16 protein-coding genes and 1 tRNA gene are annotated in these 25,845 nt (G+C 35.7%); 8 read left to right on the forward strand and 9 right to left on the reverse strand.

What is annotated here, in order from left to right; genetic code table 11:
* Positions 1-191 precede the first annotated feature (191 nt).
* From rpsT to proS, 3 genes are all read right to left on the reverse strand, one after another.
* On the reverse strand, positions 192-443 hold the full coding sequence (gene rpsT, locus FHP04_RS06710) for a 30S ribosomal protein S20 (RefSeq protein WP_139855298.1): 252 nt from the start codon (positions 441-443) through the stop codon (positions 192-194).
* A 28-nt stretch (positions 444-471) separates the two neighbouring features.
* A tRNA-Glu gene (locus tag FHP04_RS06715) sits at positions 472-543 on the reverse strand.
* Between the two features lie 247 nt (positions 544-790).
* Complete coding sequence (gene proS / locus FHP04_RS06720) at positions 791-2,266, reverse strand: proline--tRNA ligase (protein WP_139855300.1); 1,476 nt, start codon at positions 2,264-2,266, stop codon at positions 791-793.
* A 102-nt stretch (positions 2,267-2,368) separates the two neighbouring features.
* On the opposite strand from proS, the gene FHP04_RS06725 reads away from it, so the two are divergent.
* The gene (locus tag FHP04_RS06725) at positions 2,369-3,415 is read left to right on the forward strand and encodes a hypothetical protein (RefSeq protein WP_139855302.1); all 1,047 of its coding nucleotides are present in this window, start codon (positions 2,369-2,371) and stop codon (positions 3,413-3,415) included.
* A gap of 182 nt (positions 3,416-3,597) precedes the next feature.
* The gene (locus tag FHP04_RS06730; RefSeq protein WP_139855304.1) at positions 3,598-5,127 is read left to right on the forward strand and encodes an OmpP1/FadL family transporter; all 1,530 of its coding nucleotides are present in this window, start codon (positions 3,598-3,600) and stop codon (positions 5,125-5,127) included.
* 101 nt (positions 5,128-5,228) lie between these two features.
* Here FHP04_RS06730 and FHP04_RS06735 read toward each other — a convergent pair whose 3' ends face one another.
* Entirely contained in the window at positions 5,229-11,045 is a 5,817-nt protein-coding gene (locus tag FHP04_RS06735; RefSeq protein ID WP_139855306.1) for a T9SS type B sorting domain-containing protein, read from the reverse strand.
* A 148-nt stretch (positions 11,046-11,193) separates the two neighbouring features.
* On the opposite strand from FHP04_RS06735, the gene folE reads away from it, so the two are divergent.
* The 5 genes from folE to FHP04_RS06760 all read left to right on the forward strand — a co-directional run bounded on the left by folE (position 11,194) and on the right by FHP04_RS06760 (position 15,494).
* Positions 11,194-11,871: a GTP cyclohydrolase I FolE gene (gene folE, locus FHP04_RS06740; protein ID WP_139855308.1), complete on the forward strand. Its 678-nt coding sequence runs from the start codon at positions 11,194-11,196 to the stop codon at positions 11,869-11,871.
* Between the two features lie 286 nt (positions 11,872-12,157).
* Positions 12,158-13,630 carry a cysteine--tRNA ligase gene (cysS, locus tag FHP04_RS06745; protein ID WP_139855310.1) on the forward strand — a complete coding sequence of 491 codons (1,473 nt, stop codon included), beginning with the start codon at positions 12,158-12,160 and terminating at the stop codon, positions 13,628-13,630.
* Between the two features lie 25 nt (positions 13,631-13,655).
* Positions 13,656-13,889 (forward strand): membrane protein insertion efficiency factor YidD, encoded by a 234-nt coding sequence (gene yidD / locus FHP04_RS06750; RefSeq protein ID WP_139855312.1) that lies wholly within the window; start codon positions 13,656-13,658, stop codon positions 13,887-13,889.
* A 61-nt stretch (positions 13,890-13,950) separates the two neighbouring features.
* Positions 13,951-14,880, forward strand: a complete 930-nt coding sequence (gene lgt / locus FHP04_RS06755; RefSeq protein ID WP_139855314.1) for a prolipoprotein diacylglyceryl transferase — start codon at positions 13,951-13,953, stop codon at positions 14,878-14,880.
* A 119-nt stretch (positions 14,881-14,999) separates the two neighbouring features.
* Positions 15,000-15,494 carry a DUF192 domain-containing protein gene (locus FHP04_RS06760; protein ID WP_139855316.1) on the forward strand — a complete coding sequence of 165 codons (495 nt, stop codon included), beginning with the start codon at positions 15,000-15,002 and terminating at the stop codon, positions 15,492-15,494.
* A 145-nt stretch (positions 15,495-15,639) separates the two neighbouring features.
* Here FHP04_RS06760 and secDF read toward each other — a convergent pair whose 3' ends face one another.
* The 5 genes from secDF to FHP04_RS06785 form a co-directional block, all read right to left on the reverse strand.
* Positions 15,640-18,678 (reverse strand): protein translocase subunit SecDF, encoded by a 3,039-nt coding sequence (secDF, locus tag FHP04_RS06765; RefSeq protein ID WP_139855318.1) that lies wholly within the window; start codon positions 18,676-18,678, stop codon positions 15,640-15,642.
* A 196-nt stretch (positions 18,679-18,874) separates the two neighbouring features.
* On the reverse strand, positions 18,875-19,489 hold the full coding sequence (locus tag FHP04_RS06770; RefSeq protein WP_139855320.1) for a hypothetical protein: 615 nt from the start codon (positions 19,487-19,489) through the stop codon (positions 18,875-18,877).
* Between the two features lie 95 nt (positions 19,490-19,584).
* Positions 19,585-20,439 carry a hypothetical protein gene (locus FHP04_RS06775; RefSeq protein WP_139855322.1) on the reverse strand — a complete coding sequence of 285 codons (855 nt, stop codon included), beginning with the start codon at positions 20,437-20,439 and terminating at the stop codon, positions 19,585-19,587.
* A 20-nt stretch (positions 20,440-20,459) separates the two neighbouring features.
* Complete coding sequence (locus FHP04_RS06780) at positions 20,460-22,496, reverse strand: TonB-dependent receptor (RefSeq protein WP_139855324.1); 2,037 nt, start codon at positions 22,494-22,496, stop codon at positions 20,460-20,462.
* Positions 22,497-22,576: 80 nt separating this feature from the next.
* On the reverse strand, positions 22,577-22,918 hold the full coding sequence (locus tag FHP04_RS06785) for a hypothetical protein (RefSeq protein ID WP_139855326.1): 342 nt from the start codon (positions 22,916-22,918) through the stop codon (positions 22,577-22,579).
* 323 nt (positions 22,919-23,241) lie between these two features.
* On the opposite strand from FHP04_RS06785, the gene FHP04_RS06790 reads away from it, so the two are divergent.
* Entirely contained in the window at positions 23,242-25,797 is a 2,556-nt protein-coding gene (locus FHP04_RS06790; protein ID WP_139855328.1) for an adenosylcobalamin-dependent ribonucleoside-diphosphate reductase, read from the forward strand.
* The last annotated feature ends 48 nt before the right edge of the window (positions 25,798-25,845 follow it).

Consider the following 25,845-nt stretch of genomic DNA (forward strand, 5'->3'; position numbering starts at 1 on the left):
TGCAAAGATAAAAGCATTTAGGGCACAATTTAGAGGAGTGAAAAACGTAGAATTCTTTCTGTATAGATTAACAACGATTTTTGCATAAACACAACAATTGTTCTTGATCCTCAATAAAACCGAAAAGTTATTCTATAAAAAAACCCTTTCAGTTTCCTGAAAGGGTTTTAAAAATTTTAATTAATCTAGAATTAAAGCGCAGCTACATGCTTAGCCATATTCGACTTCAAGTTAGAAGCTTTATTCGAATGAATAATATTCTTCTTAGCCAATTTGTCGATCATAGAAACAATTGAAGGGAACATTTTCTCAGCTTCCGACTTATCAGAAAGCTCTTGAAATCTCTTCATGGCATTACGAGCAGTTTTATGCTGATAACGGTTACGCAAGCGTTTAGCCTCGTTGCTTCTAATTCTCTTTAATGCTGACTTGTGATTTGCCATTGTATTTTTATTTAATTCTAAATTTTTGTAGTCCGTAGGGGAATCGAACCCCTGTTACCAGGATGAAAACCTGGCGTCCTAACCCCTAGACGAACGGACCATTACATTGTTTAATGCGGGTGCAAAAATACACCTTTTTTTTAATGTTCCAAATCCTTTTTAAAAAATTTTTAAAATTTTAATCAGGATTATGAAAAAGAACTTTTTTAATCAATCTCCCCTGTTCGAAAACAAAACTAATTGTCTAAAATAACCGGTTTAATCGTGCATTATATTTTCAAATGCGGGTGCAAAAATATACCTTTTTTTCAATACTCCAAAATGTTTTGAAAAATTTTTTGAAAAAATTAATATGCTTTTGCAAAAAGCACTTTTCCAGTCGATGGTTTACCTGTAACCATACAAGTTCCCGCTACCTTCTCACCATCTAAAGGAATACATCTAATTGTAGCTTTTGTTTCGTTCTTAATTTTCTCTTCAGTTTCTATAGTTCCATCCCAGTGGGCTAGTATAAAACCTCCTTTGGTCTCTAAAACCTCTTTAAACTCTCCATATGATGACACCTCGGTTGTATTCTCTGTTCTGTATGCAACAGCTTTATCAAAAAGATTTTTTTGAATTTCATCCATTAAAGACTTCACCTTTTCCACTACATCTTCATTAGAGATGAATTCTTTTGTTAGCGTATCTCTCCTTGCCAATTCTACAGTACCCTTTTCAACATCTCTAGGACCAATTGCAATACGCACAGGAACTCCTTTTAATTCGTATTCATTAAACTTCCAACCTGGCTTTTGAGTATCGCGGTTATCGTATTTTACTCTAATACCTTGCGACCTAAGTTTCTTCATTAATTCTAAAGCAACTTCGTTTACTGCTTCAAATTCTTCATCTTTTCTATAAATAGGAACGATTACAACTTGATCTGGAGCCAAATTTGGAGGCAACACCAATCCGTTGTCATCACTATGTGTCATAACTAAAGCCCCCATTAAACGTGTAGACACACCCCAAGATGTAGCCCATACGTAATCTAACGCACCATCTTTTGCGGCAAATTTCACATCAAAAGCCTTAGCAAAATTCTGACCTAAAAAGTGAGATGTTCCCGCTTGAAGCGCCTTCCCATCTTGCATTAAAGCTTCAATACAATATGTTTCTAAAGCACCAGCAAAGCGTTCACTTTCAGTTTTAGTTCCTTTTACTACTGGTATAGCCATATAGTTTTCAGCAAAATCCGAATATACATTCATCATTTGTTCTGCTTCTGCTATAGCTTCTTCTTTAGTGGCGTGAGCAGTATGCCCTTCTTGCCATAAAAACTCGGCAGTACGTAAAAACAAACGTGTACGCATTTCCCATCGCACCACATTTGCCCATTGGTTTATCAATAATGGTAAATCTCTATAAGATTGAATCCACTTTCTATAGGTATCCCAAATAATAGTTTCCGATGTTGGACGTACGATTAATTCCTCTTCTAGTTTAGCATCTGGATCTACAACAATTCCGCTTCCATCCTCAGCATTCTTTAATCTATAATGAGTAACAACTGCACATTCCTTAGCAAATCCGTCAACGTGACTTGCCTCTTTACTGAAATAAGATTTTGGTATAAATAAAGGGAAGTAAGCATTTTGATGTCCTGTTTCTTTAAACATTCTATCCAATTCAGCTTGCATACGCTCCCAAATTGCATATCCGTATGGTTTAATCACCATACAACCTCTCACAGCTGAGTTTTCAGCTAGGTCTGCTTTGATTACCAGTTCGTTATACCATTTCGAGTAATCTTCTTCGCGTGTAGTTAATTTCTTTGCCATAGGCCGGGTTTTGGCACAAAAGTTGCACCTATGTTAAATGATTAGTTATTGTCCGCAAAACTACTTATTTTTATAATGTCCAACAATTAAATTACCCAAGATATGTTCACTCAAAAATTCAATATAAAACGTTTCACCCCGATAGCATTTGCAGGAGCTTTAGTCCTTTTACTATCGTCCTGTGGAACTCACAATAACGGCTATTACGACTCGGATGGTATTTATGCATCGGGAAATCAATCTCGCACTGAAAGCTACGACGACAACCCATCGAGCGAAAAAGCTAATTACTACCAACAATACTTCAAAAGCAAAGCTGAATCCATTTCAGAGATGCCTGAAGAGGGCGCTATTTTTACTGATATCGAAGCCTACGCTACTACAGAGCGTTTAGACGATGAAGGATATATAGTTATTGAAGATAATTACGAAGATGAAGGTTATGGCGCTTGGGGAAGCAACACAGAAGATATTACTGTAAATATTTACAACTATGGCGGACATGGATATGGCTTTTATCATAGGCCTTATTGGTATGGTGGATATTGGGGACACTCTTATTACACACCTTTTTGGGGAATAAATTATGGTTGGGGTTATCCTTATTATGGTTACGGATATGGTTACCCGTATTATGGATATGGCTACTACCACCCGCACTATTACAACAATTATTATTACAATAACCACTATTACAATGGTGTGTCATATAATCGCGGACGAAGAAATACTGACTACAGTAGATCACAAGCTCGTGGACGATCTAACAATGTTTCAACCAGAAACTCGTCTTATAGCAGATCAGAAACTACTCGCAGAATAAATAGAAATAGTGTTCGCGCGAATTCTAATACGCGCTCATCAAACAACAGCACTATTAGAAGTGGAAACACACGTTCAAACAACACTAGGTCAACACCTGTTATTAGAAACAACAGAAATACAAGACCTAGCGCTACTCCTACAATTCGAAACACACGTACCAATAGAAATAGTAGTTACTCACAGCCTACAAGAAGTAATAGCAACACTACAAGAAATAGTACATTCTCTTCTCCTTCAAGAAGTAGTAGCTCTGGTTCTATGAGAAGTTCTGGTGGCAGCACTCGTTCTAGTGGAGGCTCAAGAAGTAGCGGCGGAAGAGGATAACATTAAACGCTATGGTTTATATAAAACTCATCGATTATAGTATTTATCACTAGCGTAGAATATCCTTAATAACGGAATATCAATTTCAAAATTCTAACAATGCCCATTAAACATTTCATCTTTATTCGAAATGCTTATTTTGGGCATTATCTTTTAATAAAATTTTAATCAATATCATCAAAATGAAAAGAATTGCATTATTAATAACATTAGGCATCTGTTTTGCAACTTCTCAAGCTCAAGACATATCAGACGGTTTGCGCTATAGCAGCAACCAAAACCTTGGAACAGCTCGATATACAGCTTTAAGTGGTTCAATGGGTGCCTTGGGTGGCGATTTTTCTGCCATCAGTTCAAACCCTGCTTCAGGAGCAGTTTTTTTAACTTCTACCCTTTCACTTTCTTCGGCTTTCAACAACATAAATAATAGCAGCAATTATTTTAACAATGAAGAAGAGGCTTCTAAAACTGATTTTTCTCTAAATCAATTAGGTGCTATTTTCGTGATAAACAATGCAAATGAAGAATCCTCCTTTAAAAAGTTTACTATTGGATTAAATTACAATCAGTCAAACAACTTTGAAAACCAGCTCTTTATTGCAGGAACTGGAAATAACACTATCGGTAATTTCTTTTTAGAACAAGCGCAAGGAATGCCTTTAAACCTATTAGACTTAAGATCTGGAGAAACAATTACAGATCTATATCAATACTTAGGTGAAACTGAAGGTAGTGCAGCACAAAATGCTTTTTTAGGCTATCAAGGTTTTCTATTTGACCCTTTAGATCCTGGTAATCCCTTAAATACTGAATACATTTCAAATATAGCCGGAGGAGTATTTAACCAGGAATACTCATATCTTTCACAGGGATACAATAGTAAGTTTACTATTAATTTTGCCACTCAGGTTACAAATAACTTATACTTTGGAGCAAATATAAACACCCACACTATTGAATACGACCAAAGTACATTTCTATTAGAAAAGAATAATAATCCGGGCTCTATTGTAAGAAGCGTAGGATTTGAGAACAACCTTTCGGTTACAGGCTCTGGTATCTCTGCTCAAATAGGTGGTATTGCTAAAGTAGCGAACAATCTTAGATTAGGATTAAGCTTCGACACTCCTACTTGGTATCAGATAGCTGAAGAAACAACTCAATCCCTTAAAAGCAGTCGTGTTTTTGAAGGAAAAACGCTTAATGAATATATAGATCCGAGAGTAATTAATGTTTATGAAGATTACAACCTTAAAACTCCTGCAAAGGTTACTGCAAGTGCCGCTTATATTTTTGGTCAAAGCGGATTAATAAGCTTTGATTATTCTTACAAAGATTACTCTTCTATTAAATTTAGCCGTTTAAACAATTATTATGACCCATATTTTGATATGATGAATAACAATATTAAAAATACTTTAAAAGCAGCTTCTAAATTTAATGCAGGTGCAGAATACCGTATTAATCAATTAAGCTTACGAGGAGGGTTTCACTATGAAGAAACTCCTTATAAAAATAGTGAGGTTATGGGAGACTTAACAGGGTTTTCTTTAGGTGCAGGGTATAATTTTGGACGATTTAATGCAGACATTGCATATTCTCGATCAGAACAAGAAAGAAACCAACAATTGTATTCTATTGGATTAACTGATACCGCTTTAATAAACTCAGTTTACAACAACTTTATATTGTCATTGAGTTTTAATTTATAATTACAAAACCATTTTATAGACTAAACACATATAGTTCTTTGAAAGCAAAAAGCCTCCACATTACGTAATGTGGAGGCTTTTTGTTTATTACTCTATTATACTTATCGTTTTAAGGTGAAATGTCCTGTAAACACTTTCGGCATATCATCTTCTTTATACTCAACTCTAAACCAATAATCACTTGAAGGCATTGGTTTTCCGTTAAACGTTCCATCCCAACCTTCTCCAATTGGACTTAACTGTTTTAGAAGTTTTCCGTAACGGTCAAAGATGAAAATCTTAGCAGTAGGATCTGCAGTTCCAATTCCAATAATATTCCAAGTATCGTGGTAGCCATCTTCGTTTGGAGTAAAATATAATGGATAATCAACTACTCCAACTTCAATAGTTACGCTTCCACATCCGTTTACATCTCTTATAGTAACAGTATGTATACCTGGTGATACTCCCTCGAAAACATTATTTGTTTGGAAAGGCCCATTATCTAGTTGATAAACATATTCTCCTAATCCTTGAGCAGAAACTTCAATGGCATGTGGGTTAGCAAAAGCGGACGTTATAACTTCAGCACTATAAACTAAAGGTGGAGATGAAAGGACAACAGTTGTTACAGCCGTAATTTCACATCCCGAAGCTATTTCGGTTATAATCACACTATACTCACCTGCTTCTAATGCTATTATAGAAGCTCCAGTTTCACCTGGAATCATAACACCATTCAACATCCATTGGAAGGTATAATTATTAGGATTTAGCCCCGTGTCGATTAATGGAGGAGAAGTCTGGCCATCTTCGTTTTCAATAGGATTGCCATTCTCATCTACACATAACCTGTATTCGTCTTCTAAATTTACTTTAGGTAATTCTTGTACTTTTAAAATAACCTCAACTACTTCAAAACATTTTGGGTCGTATTGGTTTTCGCTATTGGTCACTCTAGCATAAATCACCTGAGGATTGATTACGTTATAGTAAGGGAATGAAATTGCGTTTATATTATTTAAAGCATTTTCATAAGTTTCAAAATAACTAATCAAATAAATGTTTGGATCTTGTCCAACTAATATTTGATTACGAAGCGTTACAACATCAGGATTCGTTAGGTCTTCTAAATCAAATTCGGCGATGCCATCATTTGCCTCAAAGTTGTCACACACTATAAGTGGATTAGGTGTGTTTGCAATAGCGCCTTCTTGAACAATTAATTCAAAACTTTGATTTCCACCTATAAAACAACCCGTTAGTGAATTTTCAATTCGCGTGTAAATAGTTTGTGGAGACTCTGGGTTACCAGCTAAATCTCTGTTTTGATGTGCTGTCGTATTTATAATTTGATTAATTCCGTTGGCAGCATCAGTAGCATCCAAATAAAAACTTACCATTAAATTAAAAGCTGATTGCTCTCCTAATATTTCTGGAATTTTAGTGGTTAGATCGAATTCTGCTACACCATCTGTATTAATTTCACATATAATATAAGGTGATACTATAGCACTATCATCTGGTACAGGATCCACAATCAATTCAAGTTTTACAATTTCAAAACAAGAACTATCTGGATTGCTTCCTTTAACATATATAGTCTGTGGATTGCTAATATTTTGATAGCTTTCTGGGTTTGGAATTTGATCTATTCCGTTGAATGCATTGTCGTAACTTTCGTAATACGTTACATCCCATGCACCACCGTTAAGAATTACCTCTTCTCTTATAGTTAAATCAAATATTTCAACTTCATCATCAGGTCCAGGACCTACCACAATATTCTCATCACACAATCTTATAGGTTGTGGCTCTACTAAGTCTGGATTAGGTAACACTCGTAACAATAATGTTGTGAACGCAACACAGCCTGTTGAACCATCTTCTACTCTTACATAAAGAGTTTGTGGGTTTACAGTGTTAACGAATGCAGTATCCGGATCAATTTTATTGATATTATTTTGAGCATCGTTTTCATTTAAAAAGTAACTAACTCCCATTCCTGGAGCACCATTTGTTATTTCGGAATTCTTAAGCGTTAAATCAAATGTTGTAAACCCATCGTTTATAGGACCTAAATCCTCACAAAGCTCAAAAGGAGTAGGATCAACTATAGATACAGCTCTAGATACAATTAGCGTAAACTTTCCTACAGTATAGCAATCAGATCCATCGATATAAGCCAAACGAACAAAAATATCTTGTGGGTTTGTAACGTTTGTATAAGTTTCGGGCACACCAATTGGATTCAGTCCTGATTGAGCATCTTCAAGAGTCGTGTGGTACGACAATTCAAGTTGCGTAGGATCTTGTGAGCCATAAATTAAAGGTTCTTGCACCGTTAAATCAAATTCCGCAAAACCATTACCATCAGGATCACAAGCTATCAAGTCTGGTAAATCTAATGGTACTATCGGACTTGGTTTTACAATTAAATCTAATGGCACTACTTTAAAACATCCACTTGTATTTGGTGGTAAATCAAAAGAAGCTCTTGCGTAAATCGTTTGGTTAAAAGCAACAATATTTTGAAATGGAGACGCCAATGGGAAAGTTCCATTATTTGCATCGATTAATGTTTCGTGATAAGTCACCACTATAGAAGGATCCCCTCCTGCAATTTCATCGCTTTTTAGGGTCAAATCAAATTCGGCAAAACCATCGTGGTCTACGTCACATACTTCTAATGGAGTAGGCTCTACAACTGTAGGAACAGGAAGCACCTTTAGAAGCAACTCTGTAGTTGCCACACATCCAGTTTGACCTTCTACAGCCACGTAAATTGTATAAGGTGTGATTCCAAATCCACCACCATCAACTGGGTTAGTATAAGTTGTTGGGTTTGGAATTGGATTGTCATTTTGTAAATCAACTAAAGTTTCAAAATACTTAACAGTTAATGTAGCATCGCCATTTGTGATAAATGCGTTATTAGTTGTAAGATTGAAAGTTGAAATTCTATCCGTATCACTTCCACTTTCCAAATCATCACAAAGCTCCATTGCATCAGGATCTTGAATTATTGGGAATTCACCTAGAATCACATCAAACTCACTGATTCTTGCACAAAGAGTGATATTGTTTTCTAAGCGAACCCATATTGTTTGGCCAGAACTCGTAAAAGCATTTGGAGTTAAAATAGGGTTTTGGCCGTCTATGGCTTCTTGTAAAAGGGTGTGATATGAAATAGTAAAGTCGGTCGTTGATTGAGTTCCATAAACAAAAGGAGTGTTTATAGTAAGATCAAATACTGCTTCACCACTTCCATCCTCATCACACGCAAAAAGATCTCCAAATTCCGAAGTAGGTTGATTTGGCAATGGGTTTACAATAAGTGTAAGTTCAACAACAGCGAAACAACCTGACGAAATATTTTCTACTCTAGCCCAAACGGTATCAGTATAAGGGACATTATTTAAATATGGACCAGTAATTTCACCAGCTCCACCTGCTTGGGCAAGTGCTTCCAATGGGTAATACTTAACTATTACACCTGGTTCACCTCCTATTATTTCGTCGTCTTTTAAGGTAAGGTCAAATTCTGCAAAACCATCGTTATTATCATCACATACTTCTAAAGGTGTTGGCGCAACAGGTGTAGGTAATTGATCTACTACAAGAGTTAGCGTAACTAGTTTTTTACAACCAAAACCGTTAGAAACACGAGCAATTAGAGTTTGCGGATTACTAGGGGCTGGTGGAATTGCTCTGTTTTGATATGCTTGTGGATTTGCAATTGGATTGTCTGCCAATTCATCAGCTGCAGTTTCGTACCAGGTAACAGTTACGTTAGTATTCCCCCCAGTAATTTCAAAATTTCTTGACGTTAAATCGAATGTACTAAGCTGATCGGTTGGTGTACTTCCATTTACCGTATCATCACATAAATGATAATCTTGAGGCTCTATAGCAATAGGCTCTGGATCCACAAATAATTGAAGCTCTACAATATCATAACATCCAAAACTTCCATTATTAGGTGTTGTGTTAGTAGCATTTCCTACGCCAAGAACATAAATTGTCTGAGTGTTGATTGTTTGATTTGTGAAAGCTCCTGGTGTAGCAATTGCTTGTGAGTAGTTAGGAGCAGTAAGCGCTACCTCCCCTGCATCAATTGCCTGCTGTTCATTCACATAATAATATAAATCGTATTGAGTTGGATCTAATGATCCTAAAATTTCTGAAGCTTTTGAGGTTAAATCAAAAACTGCATATCCATCTTGGTCATCATCACAAATACGATAAGGTGTTGGCACGGTTAGAATTGGACTGTCACGAACCTCTAATGGCAACTCAACAATGTTATAGCAACTTGTATTTCCACTTATTACTCGTGCATATACACGGTCGTTATAAGGGTTACGGTTTTCATAAGGGTCCATCAACTCGCCCTCATTGGTTTGCGCATCCAAATAAGTGTAGTGATAAGTAACTGTAAGTGCTGGGTCACCACCTGTAATATCGTCATCTGCATCATGAAGTGTAAACAAAGTAAACCCATCATTACCTGGGTCACAAGCTATCAAGGCATCAGGAGTAGAATTCACAGTTGGAGGACCATCCAAAATAATATCGAATTGAGTAGTTTCAAAACAAGTATTGTCGTTGTTATTTTGAACTCGAGCATATATTGTTGTAGGACTTGCTGCCACTGTATAAGGCTGCGGTAAAGAATTTGTTCCAGCATTAGCCTCCCCTTGCGTTCTGTGATAAGTAACTGTATAATTTAAAGGGTTCTGACCATCTAGAATTGTTGCTGAGAATACAGCTTCTAGATTAATCACTTCTTGGCCATCCTCATCTTGGTCACATAAGTAGTGTGGTGAAGTTGGTGCAGTAGCTGTGGCACCTTCGTAAGTCAATTCAAATGTATCAATTGCATAACAATTTCCTTCTTCATTTTCAATGCGAACCCATATTGTTTGATTTGTCCCCACAATAGGGTAAGCATTAGCTGGATTAATTGGATTAAGACCAGATTCTGCCTGTAATAAATTTAAATGATATGTAATTAAAAAGTTAGGGTTTTGAGCTCCCAAAACAACGTTGTTATTCTGAGTTAAATCGAAAATACCAGGTGTGGAACCATTATCACAAATTGAAAGATCCAAAGGAGGGTTGGCAATAATTGGTTGCGGATTAGTAATAATTTCAAATTCTTTAATTTGATCGGTTCCAAGAGGAAAACTTATTGTAACTCTATAATCACCCCCATCAGTAACTGTGATAGTTGGAAAATCCCCATTAAATATGGTCACAAAACCAGTTCCATCATCATATTCCCATAAATAGTTATTAGCTCCTTGTATCTCAGCATCAATAACAAATTCGTCACCCACACATCCTGTTTGCGTAGTTACAATAGAACAGTCTGTTGAACCACTATTTGGATTTCCCGCATTGGTTTGTTCTAATTTTATAAAACCTGGATTTCTATTATAATTGGTTATTACAAGTACATATATTTCACCAGGTTGGGCATTTGCAATAGTAAAATTCTCGATAGGTTGAGCTGAATAACTACAAGCTATTTCATTAAAAGCTTGAAGTTGTGTATAATCACAAAGATCATCCCCCTGCTGAAAAGGTCCCCACGCAATAAAATCAACATCTAATCCCTGGCCTATGGGGTCACCATTTGCATCAAAAGCTGTGTTCTGGACGATTTCAAAATCTAATCTTCCTGCCTGATCTACCTGCAAATAGAACCACGCTGGATATGGCTGGGTAAACAAACATCCGTAATCTGGACCTGCCTCTGCGGTAGGATTACAATTTGGATCTTGATCATTACAATTTGGGAAAATTAACGCTTGGTCACCAGCACAAAATGGCTCGATTGTTGCACAAGTACTGCCTTGTGCAAAAGCAGACAATCCTGAAAATAAAAAGGAGATTATTAATACTAATAAATACGGGGAATTTTTCTTTATCATCTTACTAGGGTATAATGGGCGGGAAATTAAGAAAATTTTATGAAACCACCTTGTGAGTTTTATTAAAAATATAAAGACACGCTTTTCATATACAATAACCTATTGTGTATCTTTGCAACCCCAATAAAAACTTATTTTTAAAATACAAATGGGTATAGAAAAAGAACTTAGAGAAATAGAAGAAATGGGTAACGATCATATTGGCAGCTCCACAGAGACGCCTTTACGCCCAGATGCCTTCGAACTTAGCGATATAGAAAAGATTGCGAGCATTAAGAAAGATGTACACAACATCATGCAAACCTTAGGACTAGACCTAACTGATGACAGCCTAAAAGGCACCCCAAATCGAGTAGCAAAAATGTTTGTACAAGAGATTTTTGGCGGACTACATCCAGATAGAAAGCCAAAAGCATCAACTTTTGACAATAAATATAAATACCAGGAGATGCTGGTAGAGAAAAATATCACACTTTATTCTACTTGTGAGCACCACTTACTTCCAATTGTAGGGAAAGCACATATTGCTTATATTAGCAATGGTACAGTTGTAGGCTTATCAAAAATGAATAGAATTGTAGATTACTACGCAAAACGACCACAAGTTCAAGAGCGTCTTACAATTCAAATAGTTAAGGAACTTCAAAATGTTCTAAAAACTGAAGACGTAGCTTGTGTTATAGATGCAAAACATTTATGCGTGAACTCTAGAGGTATTCGCGATATCGATAGCAGCACCGTAACAAGTGAGTTTGGCGGTGCATTTAAAAACCCTGAGACTCGTAGAGAATTTTTAGACTATATTAAATTTGACACTGAATTCTAATTATTGACAAGACACCTCTTGACTGATGTACTATTAACTAATATTACGCCAATCAGTTTTTTAAGAGGTAGAATTTTCAAGGATTTAAGCAAATCAGCAGAACTCAGACTAAGCAATTTAAAATTTACACATTTTTGCAGACCTAACTGAAGAGGTTAAAACTAAAAAGTAATTTAAATTGAAAATATATCATCTTGTAATTAAGATGGTTGTACTAAGAAATAAAATCGATTAAATTTTTGGTAACCAAATCGGTCACCTGTCATCCGTCATCTACCCTATAATTATGAATGACTTACACATATACAATTCAATTTCGAAAAAGAAGGAAAAATTCACTCCCATACACGAGGGTGCAGTAGGCATGTACGTTTGTGGACCAACAGTTTACAGCAATGTGCACTTGGGGAATTGTCGCACCTTCCTTTCTTTCGATTTAGTTTTTAGATATTTAAAGCACCTAGGCTATAAAGTACGCTATGTGCGTAACATCACAGATGCAGGACATTTAGAAAATGACGGTGAAAGCGGCGATGATCCAATTTTAAAGAAAGCACGTCTTGAGCAATTAGAACCTATGGAAGTGGTTCAAAAATACACGGTTGATTTCCATACTACAATGGCGAAATTTAACGCTTTGCCACCAAGTATCGAACCGACTGCTACAGGACATATTTATGAGCAAATTCATATTGTTGAAAAAATTATTAAAGAAGGATTTGCTTACGAAAGAAACGGCTCTGTTTATTTCGATGTATTAAAATTTAACGAAACGAACGATTACGGAAAACTAAGCGGTAGGAAGCTAGAAGACATGATAGCCAATACCCGCGAACTTGCCGCTCAAAGCGATAAGAAAAACCCACAGGATTTTGCTCTTTGGAAAAAAGCTGAGCCGCAACACATAATGCGTTGGCCATCTCCTTGGAGTGATGGATTTCCTGGCTGGCACCTAGAGTGTACCGCAATGAGCACAAAATACCTAGGCAACAATTTTGATATCCACGGAGGTGGGATGGATTTGAAATTCCCTCACCACGAATGTGAGATTGCACAAGCTGAAGCTTGCAACAACACATCTCCTGTGAATTATTGGATGCATGCCAACATGCTAACCCTTAACGGGAAAAAAATGTCCAAATCTACCGGAAACTTTATTTTACCAGACCAAATGTTTACTGGCGATAACGACATATTGAGCAAGCCATTCTCTCCTACTGTTACAAAGTTTTTTATGTATCAAGCGCACTATCGCAGCATATTAGACTTTAGTAGTGATGCACTTGAAGCTTCTGAAAAAGGATTTAACAGATTAATGGAAGCACACAGGATTCTTTTAAAATTAGAATCTTCCAATGATAAAAGTACGATTGATATTGAAGCTTGGAGAAAGTCTTGCTATGATGCTATGAATGACGACTTTAACAGTCCTATTTTAATTGCCCACCTCTTTGAAAGCATTAAGTTTGTAAACGCTCTAAAGGAAGGAAAAGAGACTATTTCTAAAGCAGATTTAGAACTTTTTAAAAAGACAATGCACGACTTTCTTTTTGAAGTTTTAGGTTTAGAAGATAATACTTCAGATAACTCTCAAGACAGTGAAAAACTTTCTGCAGCCGTAGAACTTCTTATTCAATTACGAAATGAAGCACGTGCCAATAAAGATTTCGCACTGAGTGATAAAATTCGTGATGAGCTTGCTGCAAAGGGAATTCAACTTAATGACGGGAAGGAAGGAACAACATTTTCACTGAATTAAGAGCTAAACCTTCAAAAAAAGTTTTATGAAAAAAGTCCTTATATACCCATTTGTTTTACTCATAAAAGGGTATCAAGGCTTTATTTCACCTTTGTTACCTTCAAGTTGCAGATACACTCCTACTTGTTCACATTATGCGGTTGAAGCATTGCAAACTCATGGTTTGTTAAAAGGCAGTTGGCTTGCAATAAAACGAATAGGCAGTTGTAATCCTTGGGGAGGTTCAGGCTACGATCCCGTACCACCAAAAAAGAAATAAATTAGTTCGGCGTTACTTTTTCGCTTTTGTTATCTTTACGCGACGCAATAAAATTATCCATATGCATTACTTAAGTTTTACCTGGAATCCTTCTGAAGGAATTGACCTTGGTTTTTTCATGATACGTTATTACAGCTTGATGTTTGTTGTAGCTTTTACGCTTGGTTGGATTCTAACTAAAAAAATATACGAACGTGAAGGTATAGCTCAGGAAAAACTAGATAGCCTTTTTATCTATATGGTTGCAGCTACACTAATAGGTGCACGATTAGGTCACGTTTTTTTTTACCAACCAGAACTATTTGTTCAAGATCCGCTTTCAGTATTTCTACCTATTAGTACTGTGCCGGAATTTGAATTCACAGGATTTCAAGGTTTAGCAAGTCACGGGGCTGCAATCGCAATTCTAATTGCTATGTATTACTACACTAAAAATGTTGTGAAAAAGCCTTTTTTATGGGTAATGGATCGAATAGTAATTGCTGTTGCAGCAGGAGGTGTTTTTGTAAGAATTGGGAATTTTATCAATTCAGAAATAATTGGTAAACCTTCAGGCGATTTCCCTTTAGGTGTTCGATTTTTACATGAAAGCATTAGCCCACAAGAAGCCGTAAGCGTAACTGGAATACAACCTGTAAGCAAGGCTTATGATGCAATCGCAAATAACCCTCAATTCGCAGAAATACTTCAATCGGTACCATTTCGTCATCCAGCACAACTATATGAAGCTGCAGGCTATGTTATTGTGTTTTTAGTATGTTGGTATTTGTACTGGAAAACTGAACGCAGAAAACAAACCGGTTACATCTTTGGGGTATTTTTAATCCTTCTATTTATGGTACGATTTTTAGCCGAGTATGTAAAGGCTAGCCAAGGTGGTTTTGAATCTGTTTTAGGACTTCTTTCAACTGGTCAATGGCTTAGCGTTCCATTTATTCTTGCAGGTATATTCATTATGTGGAAGGCTTCAAAAAAACCAATTACAGAATAACTAACAATAACAGAAACTCAATTATTAAACCAAATAAAAATCCTCCTAACTTAAGTCTTGGATGGTTGTGTTAAAACATATGATTAGAAAAATCTGTGTAAGTTAAGTATAATAATAAAATGAAAAAAATATTTATCTCTGCTGCAATTGTCGGTTCTATGTTGACCTTATACAATTGCAAAGACGCTCCAAAAACTGAAACTAAAATTCTAACCAAAGAAGTTACTTTTAAAAAAGAAGGTGAACTCGAGTTATTAAAAGCAGAAAACGATTCAGTAATCGCAAAACTAGATATCGAAATAGCTGATGACGACTATAAAACTCAAACAGGTTTAATGTATCGCCGTTCTATGGACGAAAACCACGGAATGTTATTTATATTCGACAATATGCAAATGCGATCATTTTATATGAAGAACACCGAATTTGCTCTTGATATAATATACTTTAATTCAGATATGGAGATTGTTAGCATCCAAAAAAATGCCCAACCTTTTAACGAAACTTCTCTACCATCAGAATCACCGGCGCAATACGTATTAGAAGTTAATGCAGGTCTTTCTGATAAATGGAAATTAGAGAAGGGTGATAAAATTCGATACACTAGAAATTAACTTAAAGCTTCTACCTTACGTTATTTTTAAACTTATCACTACTCTATAATTAATAACGTTTTCAAATAATATTTGCGAAACTGCTAAAATAAAAATAGCCCTTTTCTATCCGAAAAGGGCTATTTTCTTATTATTGAGATTTGAATTAAGCTTCTACAGCAGGAGCTTCTTCTTCCTCTTTTCTATCTAGTAAATCCTCAATGTTTTTACGTTTTACAGTATCATACATAATTGGAGTTGCTATAAACAATGAAGAGTATGTACCTACAAAGATACCTACAATAATTGCAAACAGTAGACCTCTAATAGACTCAGCTCCAAAGAAGAACATACACAACAATACGATAAGAGTAGTAAATGAAGTATTTAAGGTTCTTCCTAAAGTACTATTTAAAGCCACATCAATTACTCTATTCATTTTCCAGTTTGGATGCTCACCGAAGAACTCACGAATACGGTCAAACACAATTACGGTATCGTTTAGAGAGTAACCTACAACCGTAAGGATTGCCGCGATAAACGCTTGGTCAATCTCCATACTGAATGGCATAAACTTATAGGTAAGTGAGAAAACACCTAGTACAATTACCACATCGTGGAAAATTGCAGCTACCGCACCAAGTCCAAATTGCCATTTTCTAAAGCGTAATAAAATATAAAGGAAAACAACGATTAACGAACCAAATACAGCCCAGAAAGAGTCTCTCTTAATGTCGTCTGCAATGGTTGGACTTACTTTATAGTATTCCATTCTTCCAATCGATTTTCCTTCTTGATCACCCACGAATTTTTCGAAAGTCATATCTGCAGGCATATCTTTTTTCACAGTTTCAAAAAGCATACGCTCTATTTCATCATCTACTTCTGTACCAGTTTCTTCTACTTTATATTTAGTAGTAATCTTTAACTGGTTATCTCCTCCGTAGGTTTTTGCCTCTGCACTTCCAAAAGTTGCAATAAGGTTGTCTTGAATTTCAGCAGAATTTACATCCTTAGCAAAACGAACAGTATAAGTACGTCCTCCAACAAAATCAACACCTTGGTTAAGTCCATTAGTAAAAAGTGAGATTGCACTAATCGTAAGCATTATGGCTGAAAAGATATAAGCCATTTTACGCTTCTTCAAGAAAGCGATATTTACATTCGTAAATAGATTCTTTGTAATTGAAGTTGAACAAGGTAAATCCTTTCCATTCTTTGTATAATTATCAATAAATAATCTTGTGATAAATATTGAAGTAAACAATGCTGTTGCAATACCAATTAATAAGGTAGTAGCAAACCCTTGAATAGGACCTGTACCAAATACTAATAGAATTAAACCGGTAAGACCAGTAGTAATGTTAGCATCTAGAATTGAAGAAAGCGCGTTGTTGAAACCATCTCTAATAGCATCTTTTTGTGCCTTACCTTTTGCTAGCTCTTCTTTAATACGCTCAAATATAAGTACGTTAGCATCCACAGACATACCTATTGTTAATACGATACCCGCAATACCAGGAAGCGTAAGTACGGCACCAAGACCTGCTAATATTCCGAATATAAATAGGATGTTTACTAATAAAGCGATATCAGCAAAGATTCCAGCTTTACCATAGTAGAAAATCATCCAAACAAGCACTATCCCTAAAGCTAATAAGAACGATAATACACCACTGTTAATTGCCTCTTGTCCTAATGTTGGTCCAACAACTTCACCTTGTACAATTTCTGCAGAAGCAGGAAGTTTACCCGCACGTAGTACGTTTGCTAAATCCTGACCTTGAGGCACAGTAAAGTTTCCAGAAATCTGGCTACGACCACCAGCAATTGGTCCTGAAGTAACACCTGGAGCAGAATATACGATATCATCAAGAACAATCGCAATCTGACTTTGGTTTTGGTATGCATTACCGGTCATTTGCTCCCATACTTTAGCACCTTGACCATTCATTTGCATAGATACAACTACGCGGCTCATTTGGTCAAACTCTTGTCTTGCATCAACAACTACACTTCCGCCAAGAGGTGGTGTATTGTTTCTGTTTCCTTTTAATACATATAATGAAGAAGTTTCTTCACCGTCTAATTGTGGATTAGCCTCTGGTAATCCCCATACGAATTTTGCAAAACGCAATTCATTTGGCAGTAATGATTTAATTTGAGGGTTGCGTAAATATCCGTTTACAACAGAAGTATCCTTTAATCTAAAAGTCGCTATTATTGGACTACCTTGACTTCCTAAAGAAACCATTTTTGAAAGAATTGGGTTCGACTTACCGTCATCTACAAGAGAATCTTTAACGTCTTGCCCACCTAGTAATTTACTTACATCATCTTCTTCTGTAGCAGTAGAATCTGTTTCTTCTTGTGTAGTTTCAACTGTATTTACAGTTTTAGATTTAGCCAATTCTATTTCACCTGCTTTTAAATCTGCAGCTTGTAGGAACCCTGCTACTTCTTCAAATTTGTATACATCCCAAAACTCAAGTTGAGCTGTACTTTGAAGTAATTTTTTTACACGATCTACATCCTTAGCACCTGGAAGTTCAACAAGAATTCTTGCAGACTTACCAATACGCTGAATGTTTGGTTGAGTAACACCAAATTTATCGATACGCTTTCTTAAAACCTCAAAAGCTGAAGTAATTGACTCATCAATTTTCTTTTCGATAATAGGCTTTACTTGAGCGTTAGTCATTCCAACCTCAATTACATCCTCTAGGTTTTTGTTGAAGAAAATATCTGGCGATGCAAGATTATTTTCACCTGGAAGTGCTTCAAACGCTTTAAAGAAAGACTCTAAGTAAGTGTCCTGGCTTGTTTTCTGAAGCTCTTTTGCATTTTCTAATGCTTGATTGAAAGCAGCGTCTTTAGTATTATTTGCAAGTCCTTGTAAGATATCTTTTACAGACACTTCAAGCATTACGTTAATACCCCCTTTAAGGTCAAGACCTTTATTCAATTCTTTTTCTTTAGCAGTTTTATAATCAACTCCTAAAAATACTGGGTTGTTTGCCACAGAATCTAGGTAACGTGCCTCTGCAACGTTTCTTTCGTGTGGTTGATCCTCAGTGAATTTGCTGTTTGCAAATTCTTTTGCACTATCTTCTACTTTACTTGTAATAAACGTAAAAGAAAGCTGATAAATACTTACCAATCCAAAGAGGATGGCAAATACCGATACTAATCCTTTGTTTTGCATAATTTGTTTTTTGGGTCAGATTTTACACTCCTATTCCGAAGTCTCGAAACAGGGCCGCAAATATATGGTTTGCGAATATATCTGACAATATGATTGTGTTTAAATAAGTTGTAGTAAACTTTAAAGGTAAATCACCCATAAAATTTTCAAAAAAGTGAAATCTACAGGTAGACCTCAACTCTATAATGTGTAGAAATTAAGAAAAAGGACCTGCTCTTACCTCTGGTATTTTGTATGAGGTATTGTCTATTAAAAGTGAAAGTTTGCGGTAATTCTTAAAAGCAACAGCATCATATCCCGTTTTATAAATTACCTCAATTTCTGAAGCTCTTAATGATACAATGGGGTTTAAGTACTGATCTTTTAAATGTTTAGTTGCAACTGGTAATCCTTGAAGACCTGAATCTGTATTAAAATCTTTTTGAATTACAACTACTTCCAACTTGTAAATCTTGGAGTCAGACGAATAAGGAAACTCAGTACGATTATCATTTTTTGTGAAATCTGTCTCGTCAATTTGAAGTTTATTTTGACTGTTAAACAGATTCTTTACTACTGCAACATCAATAGCACTGTAATATGCTACCGTTAATTTGCCATCTTGAAATTTAGATATTTGCACATCGTCAATTCCAATACTCTTAAGTTGCGAAGTAATTTCAGAAATGGCGTGATTTGCTTCATCAGAGCTAACGGAATTAGCATCAAATTGCACTACAATTTCCTGATTTGGAAGCGTAGCTTTGTCTATGCTTATTCCTAAAAAAGCAAGAGCAATTGTTATTCCAGTAAGATACCATCTCCAGTTCACGTGCCAAATATAAAAAAATAAAGACTGTATCGCTACAGTCTTTAAGTTTTATAATTCCCTAATTGATTTATAGTTAAATCTTCTTGTAATTAGAATCAAAATTCTAATTCAAAGTAAAGACTACTTTCCGGATTATCTTCAGTAACATCTTCACCTTTTAAAATTTCACCAGCTTGGTTTAACAACTTTAAATTAATTTTCCAATAACCAGTCATCGTTAATGACAGTTTTCCGTTGTACATGTTATTAACCGAATCGTACGTTAAATCTCTATTATTTGGCGAACTGTGATTTCCCATTCCAGGCATACGAGGATCAATTGTTATTTTAAAATTTTCAACAACAGGAAAATTCATCATGTCCTCCATTTTGTAGAGAACAGCTTGCATATCGTTTAAAGCTACTTCAGGATTTTGAGGCCCAACGTATGCTAAAACATATTTAACACCATCTACCCCCATAAATACTTGAGTTTTTACCATTCCGTCATTTGGTTGTAAGACTGTAATCCTTGTTACCCCTTCAACAGATTCACCATTTAAATTATAATTAAGTTTTAGCTCCCAATATTCTGTTTCATTGCTTGCCATTTGAAAAACGATATGACCTTTGTAAACTGTACTTTCTTCTGCGTTATTCAACATACTATGTGGCGCAGAATGAGTTCTATCCGTCATATTCATCATTGGCATCCAACTCAATTCAGCATCATTTATGTATTTATCTGTTGTTAAATCTTTAATTCTAATAGAGATTTCATTATAACCAATTTCAAGATTTTGTTTCTCTGAATAGATTTCAACAACGTGATTTGCAGCTGAAATTTCATAAATCTTACTTAACCCTTCAACTGGGTTAACCTCTATTGAAGTACTATCATCGTCGTCAGAACAACTTATAACTGATATTGATATTAAAAGAAATGCGAATATATATTTAAGTGTTTTCATTTTTATTAAGGTTTTTAAAATTAATTTATTGCATAAGAAATTGTTGCGTAAACATTTCTCCCCATCCTCGGAATATTATTCCAATCGGTGTAAGAAGAATAGTTTGTGTCTAAAATGTTTTGAATTCCTGCTTTTACAAAAAGATCGTTATCATTAATAAAGAAACGTTTTCCGAAGCTAGCTGATAGAGTTGCATAAGCTGCAGTTTTCGTTTCCCCGTAAGCAGGATTGTAATTACTTTGCTCACCCGCTCCTTCTATTGAAAGCGATGCCGAATATTGATTTTTATAAAAATCTAGAGCCCCACCATAAGACACCGGGCTTATTAATGGCAAGTTCTCACCATCGTCATCCGCGCCTCTGTGGTATGAAATATTTCCAGATAATTTAAAAGCATTCGAGATACTATATCTTCCAAAAAGAGAAGCATTAAACAGTTGTGCAAAATCGATGTTTGAGTAGATTTTAACCCCTGAAGCCCCAATAGTCATTGTGCTTAACGAATTTTCAAGCTGTCCAATGATATAATCGAACACGTGAAAATAATTAGCAGAAGCAGTAATTTCAAAAATCGGCTTTTTAAAAGTTATTGAAAGATTTACATCTGTCGATCTTTCAGTTTTTAAATTTGGATCTCCAATATAATCGTGGTTATCAAAACTGTTAAACAAATAGAACCCATACCCTTCCGAAACTGAAGGTGCCCGTTCACCATAAGAAATCCCACCATTTAAATGAAAATCACCCAACGCCTTATGATATTGAGATGAGAAACTTTTCAGGAAACGGCTATTAGTTCTTTCCATATTTGGATAAAAAATCTTCAAGCTATTCAATCCAAAATCATCCTCCACAGTGTTGGAATGATAAGACAACCTAGTTGAAAGTTTTAATGATGATTCGTTAAAGTCTATATGGTCTTCAGCATAAAACCCAACATTTTTAGTGCGAACATCCGGCCAAGTTAGCATAAACATTGGCTGTTCATTCGGGTTAACAGGATACATCGTCATTTCGGCATATGACTTATTGTAATAGCCGTCTAACTTAAACATGAAATGATTTTTCTCTTTATCTAAGTTAGCCTGAGTATAAAATCCAGCAGTTTCACTCCAACCTGGCATATCCATATGTATTACTACATCAGGACGGGTGGTGTCATCCATCACATGCTTTATTGTGTTGTAGTAAACTTTAGATTCCCAGTTATTAAACTCACCAAATAAAGTGTCTTGATTATAACCAATAGACCCAATAACCGCGCGAGCTAAAGAAACATCCATGGTTAATGCTGGGTAACCAACATCTCTAGCTTCATCATATATTATGGAAGCAGTTATTGATTTATCATCTGCCAATTTATAGCCCGAATTAACCGAAAAGTTATATTTCTCATATTGCGAATACTTCACCTCTTGACCCCCTCCAGCTTTATAATTATCGGCTTTACGGTATATTACATCAGTATTGAAATAGAAATTTTCATCGGAATAATTCAACTCTCCGCCAAAAACTCGCATTTTATTGTTGGTTTCATATCCTGTTTCCAAAGAACCCGTCCAGCCAGTAGGCTTAAAATTACTTTTGTCTAATTTTAAATTTATCCCACCTCCAATTGTGTTTCCAAACGCCGCACCTTGCTGTCCCGAGCCTATTTGCGCTTCAGACAAATTAGACACATCTACATAAGAAGTTATTGGATCCATTTTATCGGTACAGGCTCCAAAAATCTGCATACCATCTAGTGTAATTGCAAGACGCTCAGAGGCCATATCGTTCATGGTTGGCTCCCATGCATAAGCACCACGTTTTACCATTTTAATACTTCGAGCAGTTTCTAAAAACTCATCGAGTGTCGACAATGGTTTATGTTGCTTTTGATGATCTAATTGTTTCCCTGCCGAAATAACAACAACCTCACTTAGATTTATTAGTTTCAGGCTGTCTATAGGATATTCTTGCGCGTGCAATGGCGATAAATTTCCACATAATAATGCACCCACTAGACTACCCACAAGCATTCCCCTTGAAGGAAATACATCTATAGATAATTTCATTTTCTAATGTTTTGATAATTTATAATTGATTAATCGCTATAAAATATTCCGTCAGAAATAAAAGCGATAGCCAGTAAAAATTATCCCAACTGCGGAGGGTGGTAAATACTTGAAGTTAATAATAAGGAATTCAAATTAGGCAAATACCCGATTTCCTCAATAGAAGTATGGTCAGCTTGAAGTACAAACTCATATTCATTTACATTTTCAGAAATAATAACCTGAGGAATTTCGGTTTTTGAAGTTTTGCTGTTTAGCGGATTTTTATCATCAGCTCCCGCTTCTTTTGCAAGCTCTTTACTTAAATAACACTTTCCATCACATTCAAGCTCTGGTTTATCTATATTTTCACAAAGTACGTTAACGATGTAATCATAATTTGCAATATAATCCACTACAGGCCATAATGGCTTTGTGAACATTAAAACAGAAATTAATATGAGGATTACATTTTTCACCCTACAAATATAAGACATATAAACTCTTTCAAAACATGACTTTTATCATTGCCCTTTACCCATTTCGGATAAAAATATCATTAAAAAATAACGAATAACCACCCCAAAATTAATTTTCAAAATTTGTCAACTTTTTAATGTTAATAAATTTTTATGTCACTCTTTTTCAGTTATTTAAGTTTATTTTCATGACAACTTTATTTTTTAACCTTAAAATGAAGTAACTAATTTGTTATATTTACCTACTTTAAAACTCAATACCTACAACCTTCTAATTACCTAAATATATGTCAATTAAAACAGCCGTCCCTACCCCTAAAATTTACAGCCAAGATGAAGCTTTTAAAGCTTCTGTTGAGTACTTTAAGGGTGATGATCTTGCAGCCCGCGTTTGGGTAAATAAATACGCTCTTAAAGATTCTGATGGAAATATTTACGAAAAAACACCTAACGATATGCACCGTCGTATCGCTAGTGAAATTGCCAGAGTAGAGCAACGTTATCCAAATCCTTTAACTGAAGAAGAGATTTTTGAAGCCATAAAAGACTTTAAATACATTGTCCCTCAAGGAAGTCCGATGGCTGGAATTGGCAACCCTTACCAAATTGCCTCACTTTCTAATTGTTTCGTAATTGGCAATGATGGAGACTCAGATTCCTATGGTGGAATTATGAAAATAGATCAAGAGCAAGTACAGCTAATGAAGCGTCGTGGCGGGGTTGGTCACGACCTTTCACATATACGCCCGAAGGGTTCGCCAGTTAAAAACTCTGCCCTAACCTCAACGGGTATCGTTCCGTTTATGGAGCGTTATTCAAACTCTACTCGTGAAGTTGCACAGGATGGACGTCGTGGAGCATTAATGCTTTCAGTCTCTATAAACCATCCAGATTCTGAGGAGTTTATCGACGCCAAAATGGAACAAGGCAAGGTAACTGGCGCCAACGTTTCTGTGCGAATTGACGATGCGTTTATGCAAGCTGTAAAAGACGGAAAAAACTATACACAGAAATACCCTATTTTTAGTAACAATCCAAAATACTCAAAAGAAATAGAGGCTGAAAAACTTTGGAAGAAAATTGTACATAACGCATGGAAATCTGCTGAACCTGGAATTCTCTTTTGGGATACAATTATTAACGAATCGGTACCAGACTGTTATGCAGACCTTGGCTACAAAACTGTTTCTACAAACCCTTGTGGTGAAATCCCGCTTTGTCCTTACGATTCTTGCCGTTTATTAGCTATCAACTTATTTTCATACGTTGAAAATCCGTTTACAAAAAAGGCTGAATTCAATTTCGAGCTTTTCAAAAAACACATTGTTATCGCACAAAAAATAATGGATGACATCATCGATTTAGAACTTGAAAAAGTTGATGCTATTCTTGCAAAAATTGATGCTGATCCTCAAACTGACGAAGTAAAATCAGTTGAAAGAAATCTTTGGTTGAATATTAAAAGAAAAGCTGAGGAAGGTAGAAGAACCGGAATCGGAATTACTGCCGAAGGCGATATGCTTGCTGCTTTAGGCATCAAGTATGGCAGTAAAGAAGGAAATGATTTTTCAGTTAAAATACATAAAACCCTTGCCTTAGAAGCGTATCGAGCTTCAGTTTATACAGCAAAAGACAGAGGTGCTTTCAAAATATTTGATAGCGAAAGAGAAAAAGAAAATCCTTTTATTCTTCGCTTAAAAGATGCTGATGAGAAACTTTATTACGATATGTTGGAATTTGGGCGAAGAAATATTGCCTTACTCACCATCGCGCCTACCGGTACAACTAGCTTAATGACACAAACTAGCTCTGGAATCGAACCAGTTTTTATGCCTGTTTACAAACGAAGAAGAAAAGTAAATCCGAACGATAAAAATGTACGTGTAGATTTTGTTGATGAAGTTGGCGATAGCTGGGAAGAGTACGTTGTTTTCCACCACCGATTTAAACAATGGATGGAAGTAAATGGGATTTCAACTGATAAAAATTATTCTCAAGAAGAACTAAACAATATTGTTAAGAAATCTCCATACTACAAAGCAACATCAAACGATGTGGATTGGTTGAGTAAAGTAAAAATGCAGGGCGCAGTACAAAAATGGGTAGATCATTCTATTTCTGTAACCATTAACCTTCCTAATGATGCCACTGAAGAATTAGTAGGAAAACTATATTTAGAAGCTTGGCAAGCAGGATGTAAAGGTGTTACGGTGTATCGCGACGGCTCTCGCTCTGGAGTTTTAATTTCTAATGACGAAAAGAAAGAGGAAGAAGAAAATGAAACTCTTACTGCTTTTCCTACAAAACGTCCTGAAGTTTTAGAAGCTGATGTTGTTCGCTTCCAAAATAACAAAGACAAATGGATTGCTTTTATCGGCCTTATAGACGGTAAACCTTATGAAATTTTCACTGGTTTCGCAGATGATGAAGATGGAATTTTAATTCCGCGTTGGGTAAACAATGGTGTTATCATCAAAAACCGCAACGAAGATGGAAGCTCACGATACGACTTCCAATACAAAAATAAAAGAGGCTATAAAACGACTATTGAAGGGCTATCGCATAAATTCAACCCAGAATACTGGAATTACGCAAAATTGATTTCTAGCACACTTAGACACGGTATGCCAATTGAAAAAGCTGTGGAATTAATCAACAGTTTACAATTAGACACCGAAAGCATAAATACTTGGAAAAACGGCGTTGCTCGTGCATTAAAGCGCTACATTGTTGATGGCACAGAAGCTAGAAAGCAGAAGTGTGAAAACTGTAATAGCACATCACTTATTTACCAAGAAGGATGTTTGACCTGCAAGGATTGCGGATCGTCTAAATGTGGGTAGTTAGTAGTGAGACTTGAGAGATGAGACTTAAGACCGCTACGCTATAAA

The organism is Aequorivita sinensis, assembly GCF_006346335.1.
In the GTDB taxonomy this organism is placed as follows: Bacteria; Bacteroidota; Bacteroidia; order Flavobacteriales; family Flavobacteriaceae; genus Aequorivita; species Aequorivita sinensis.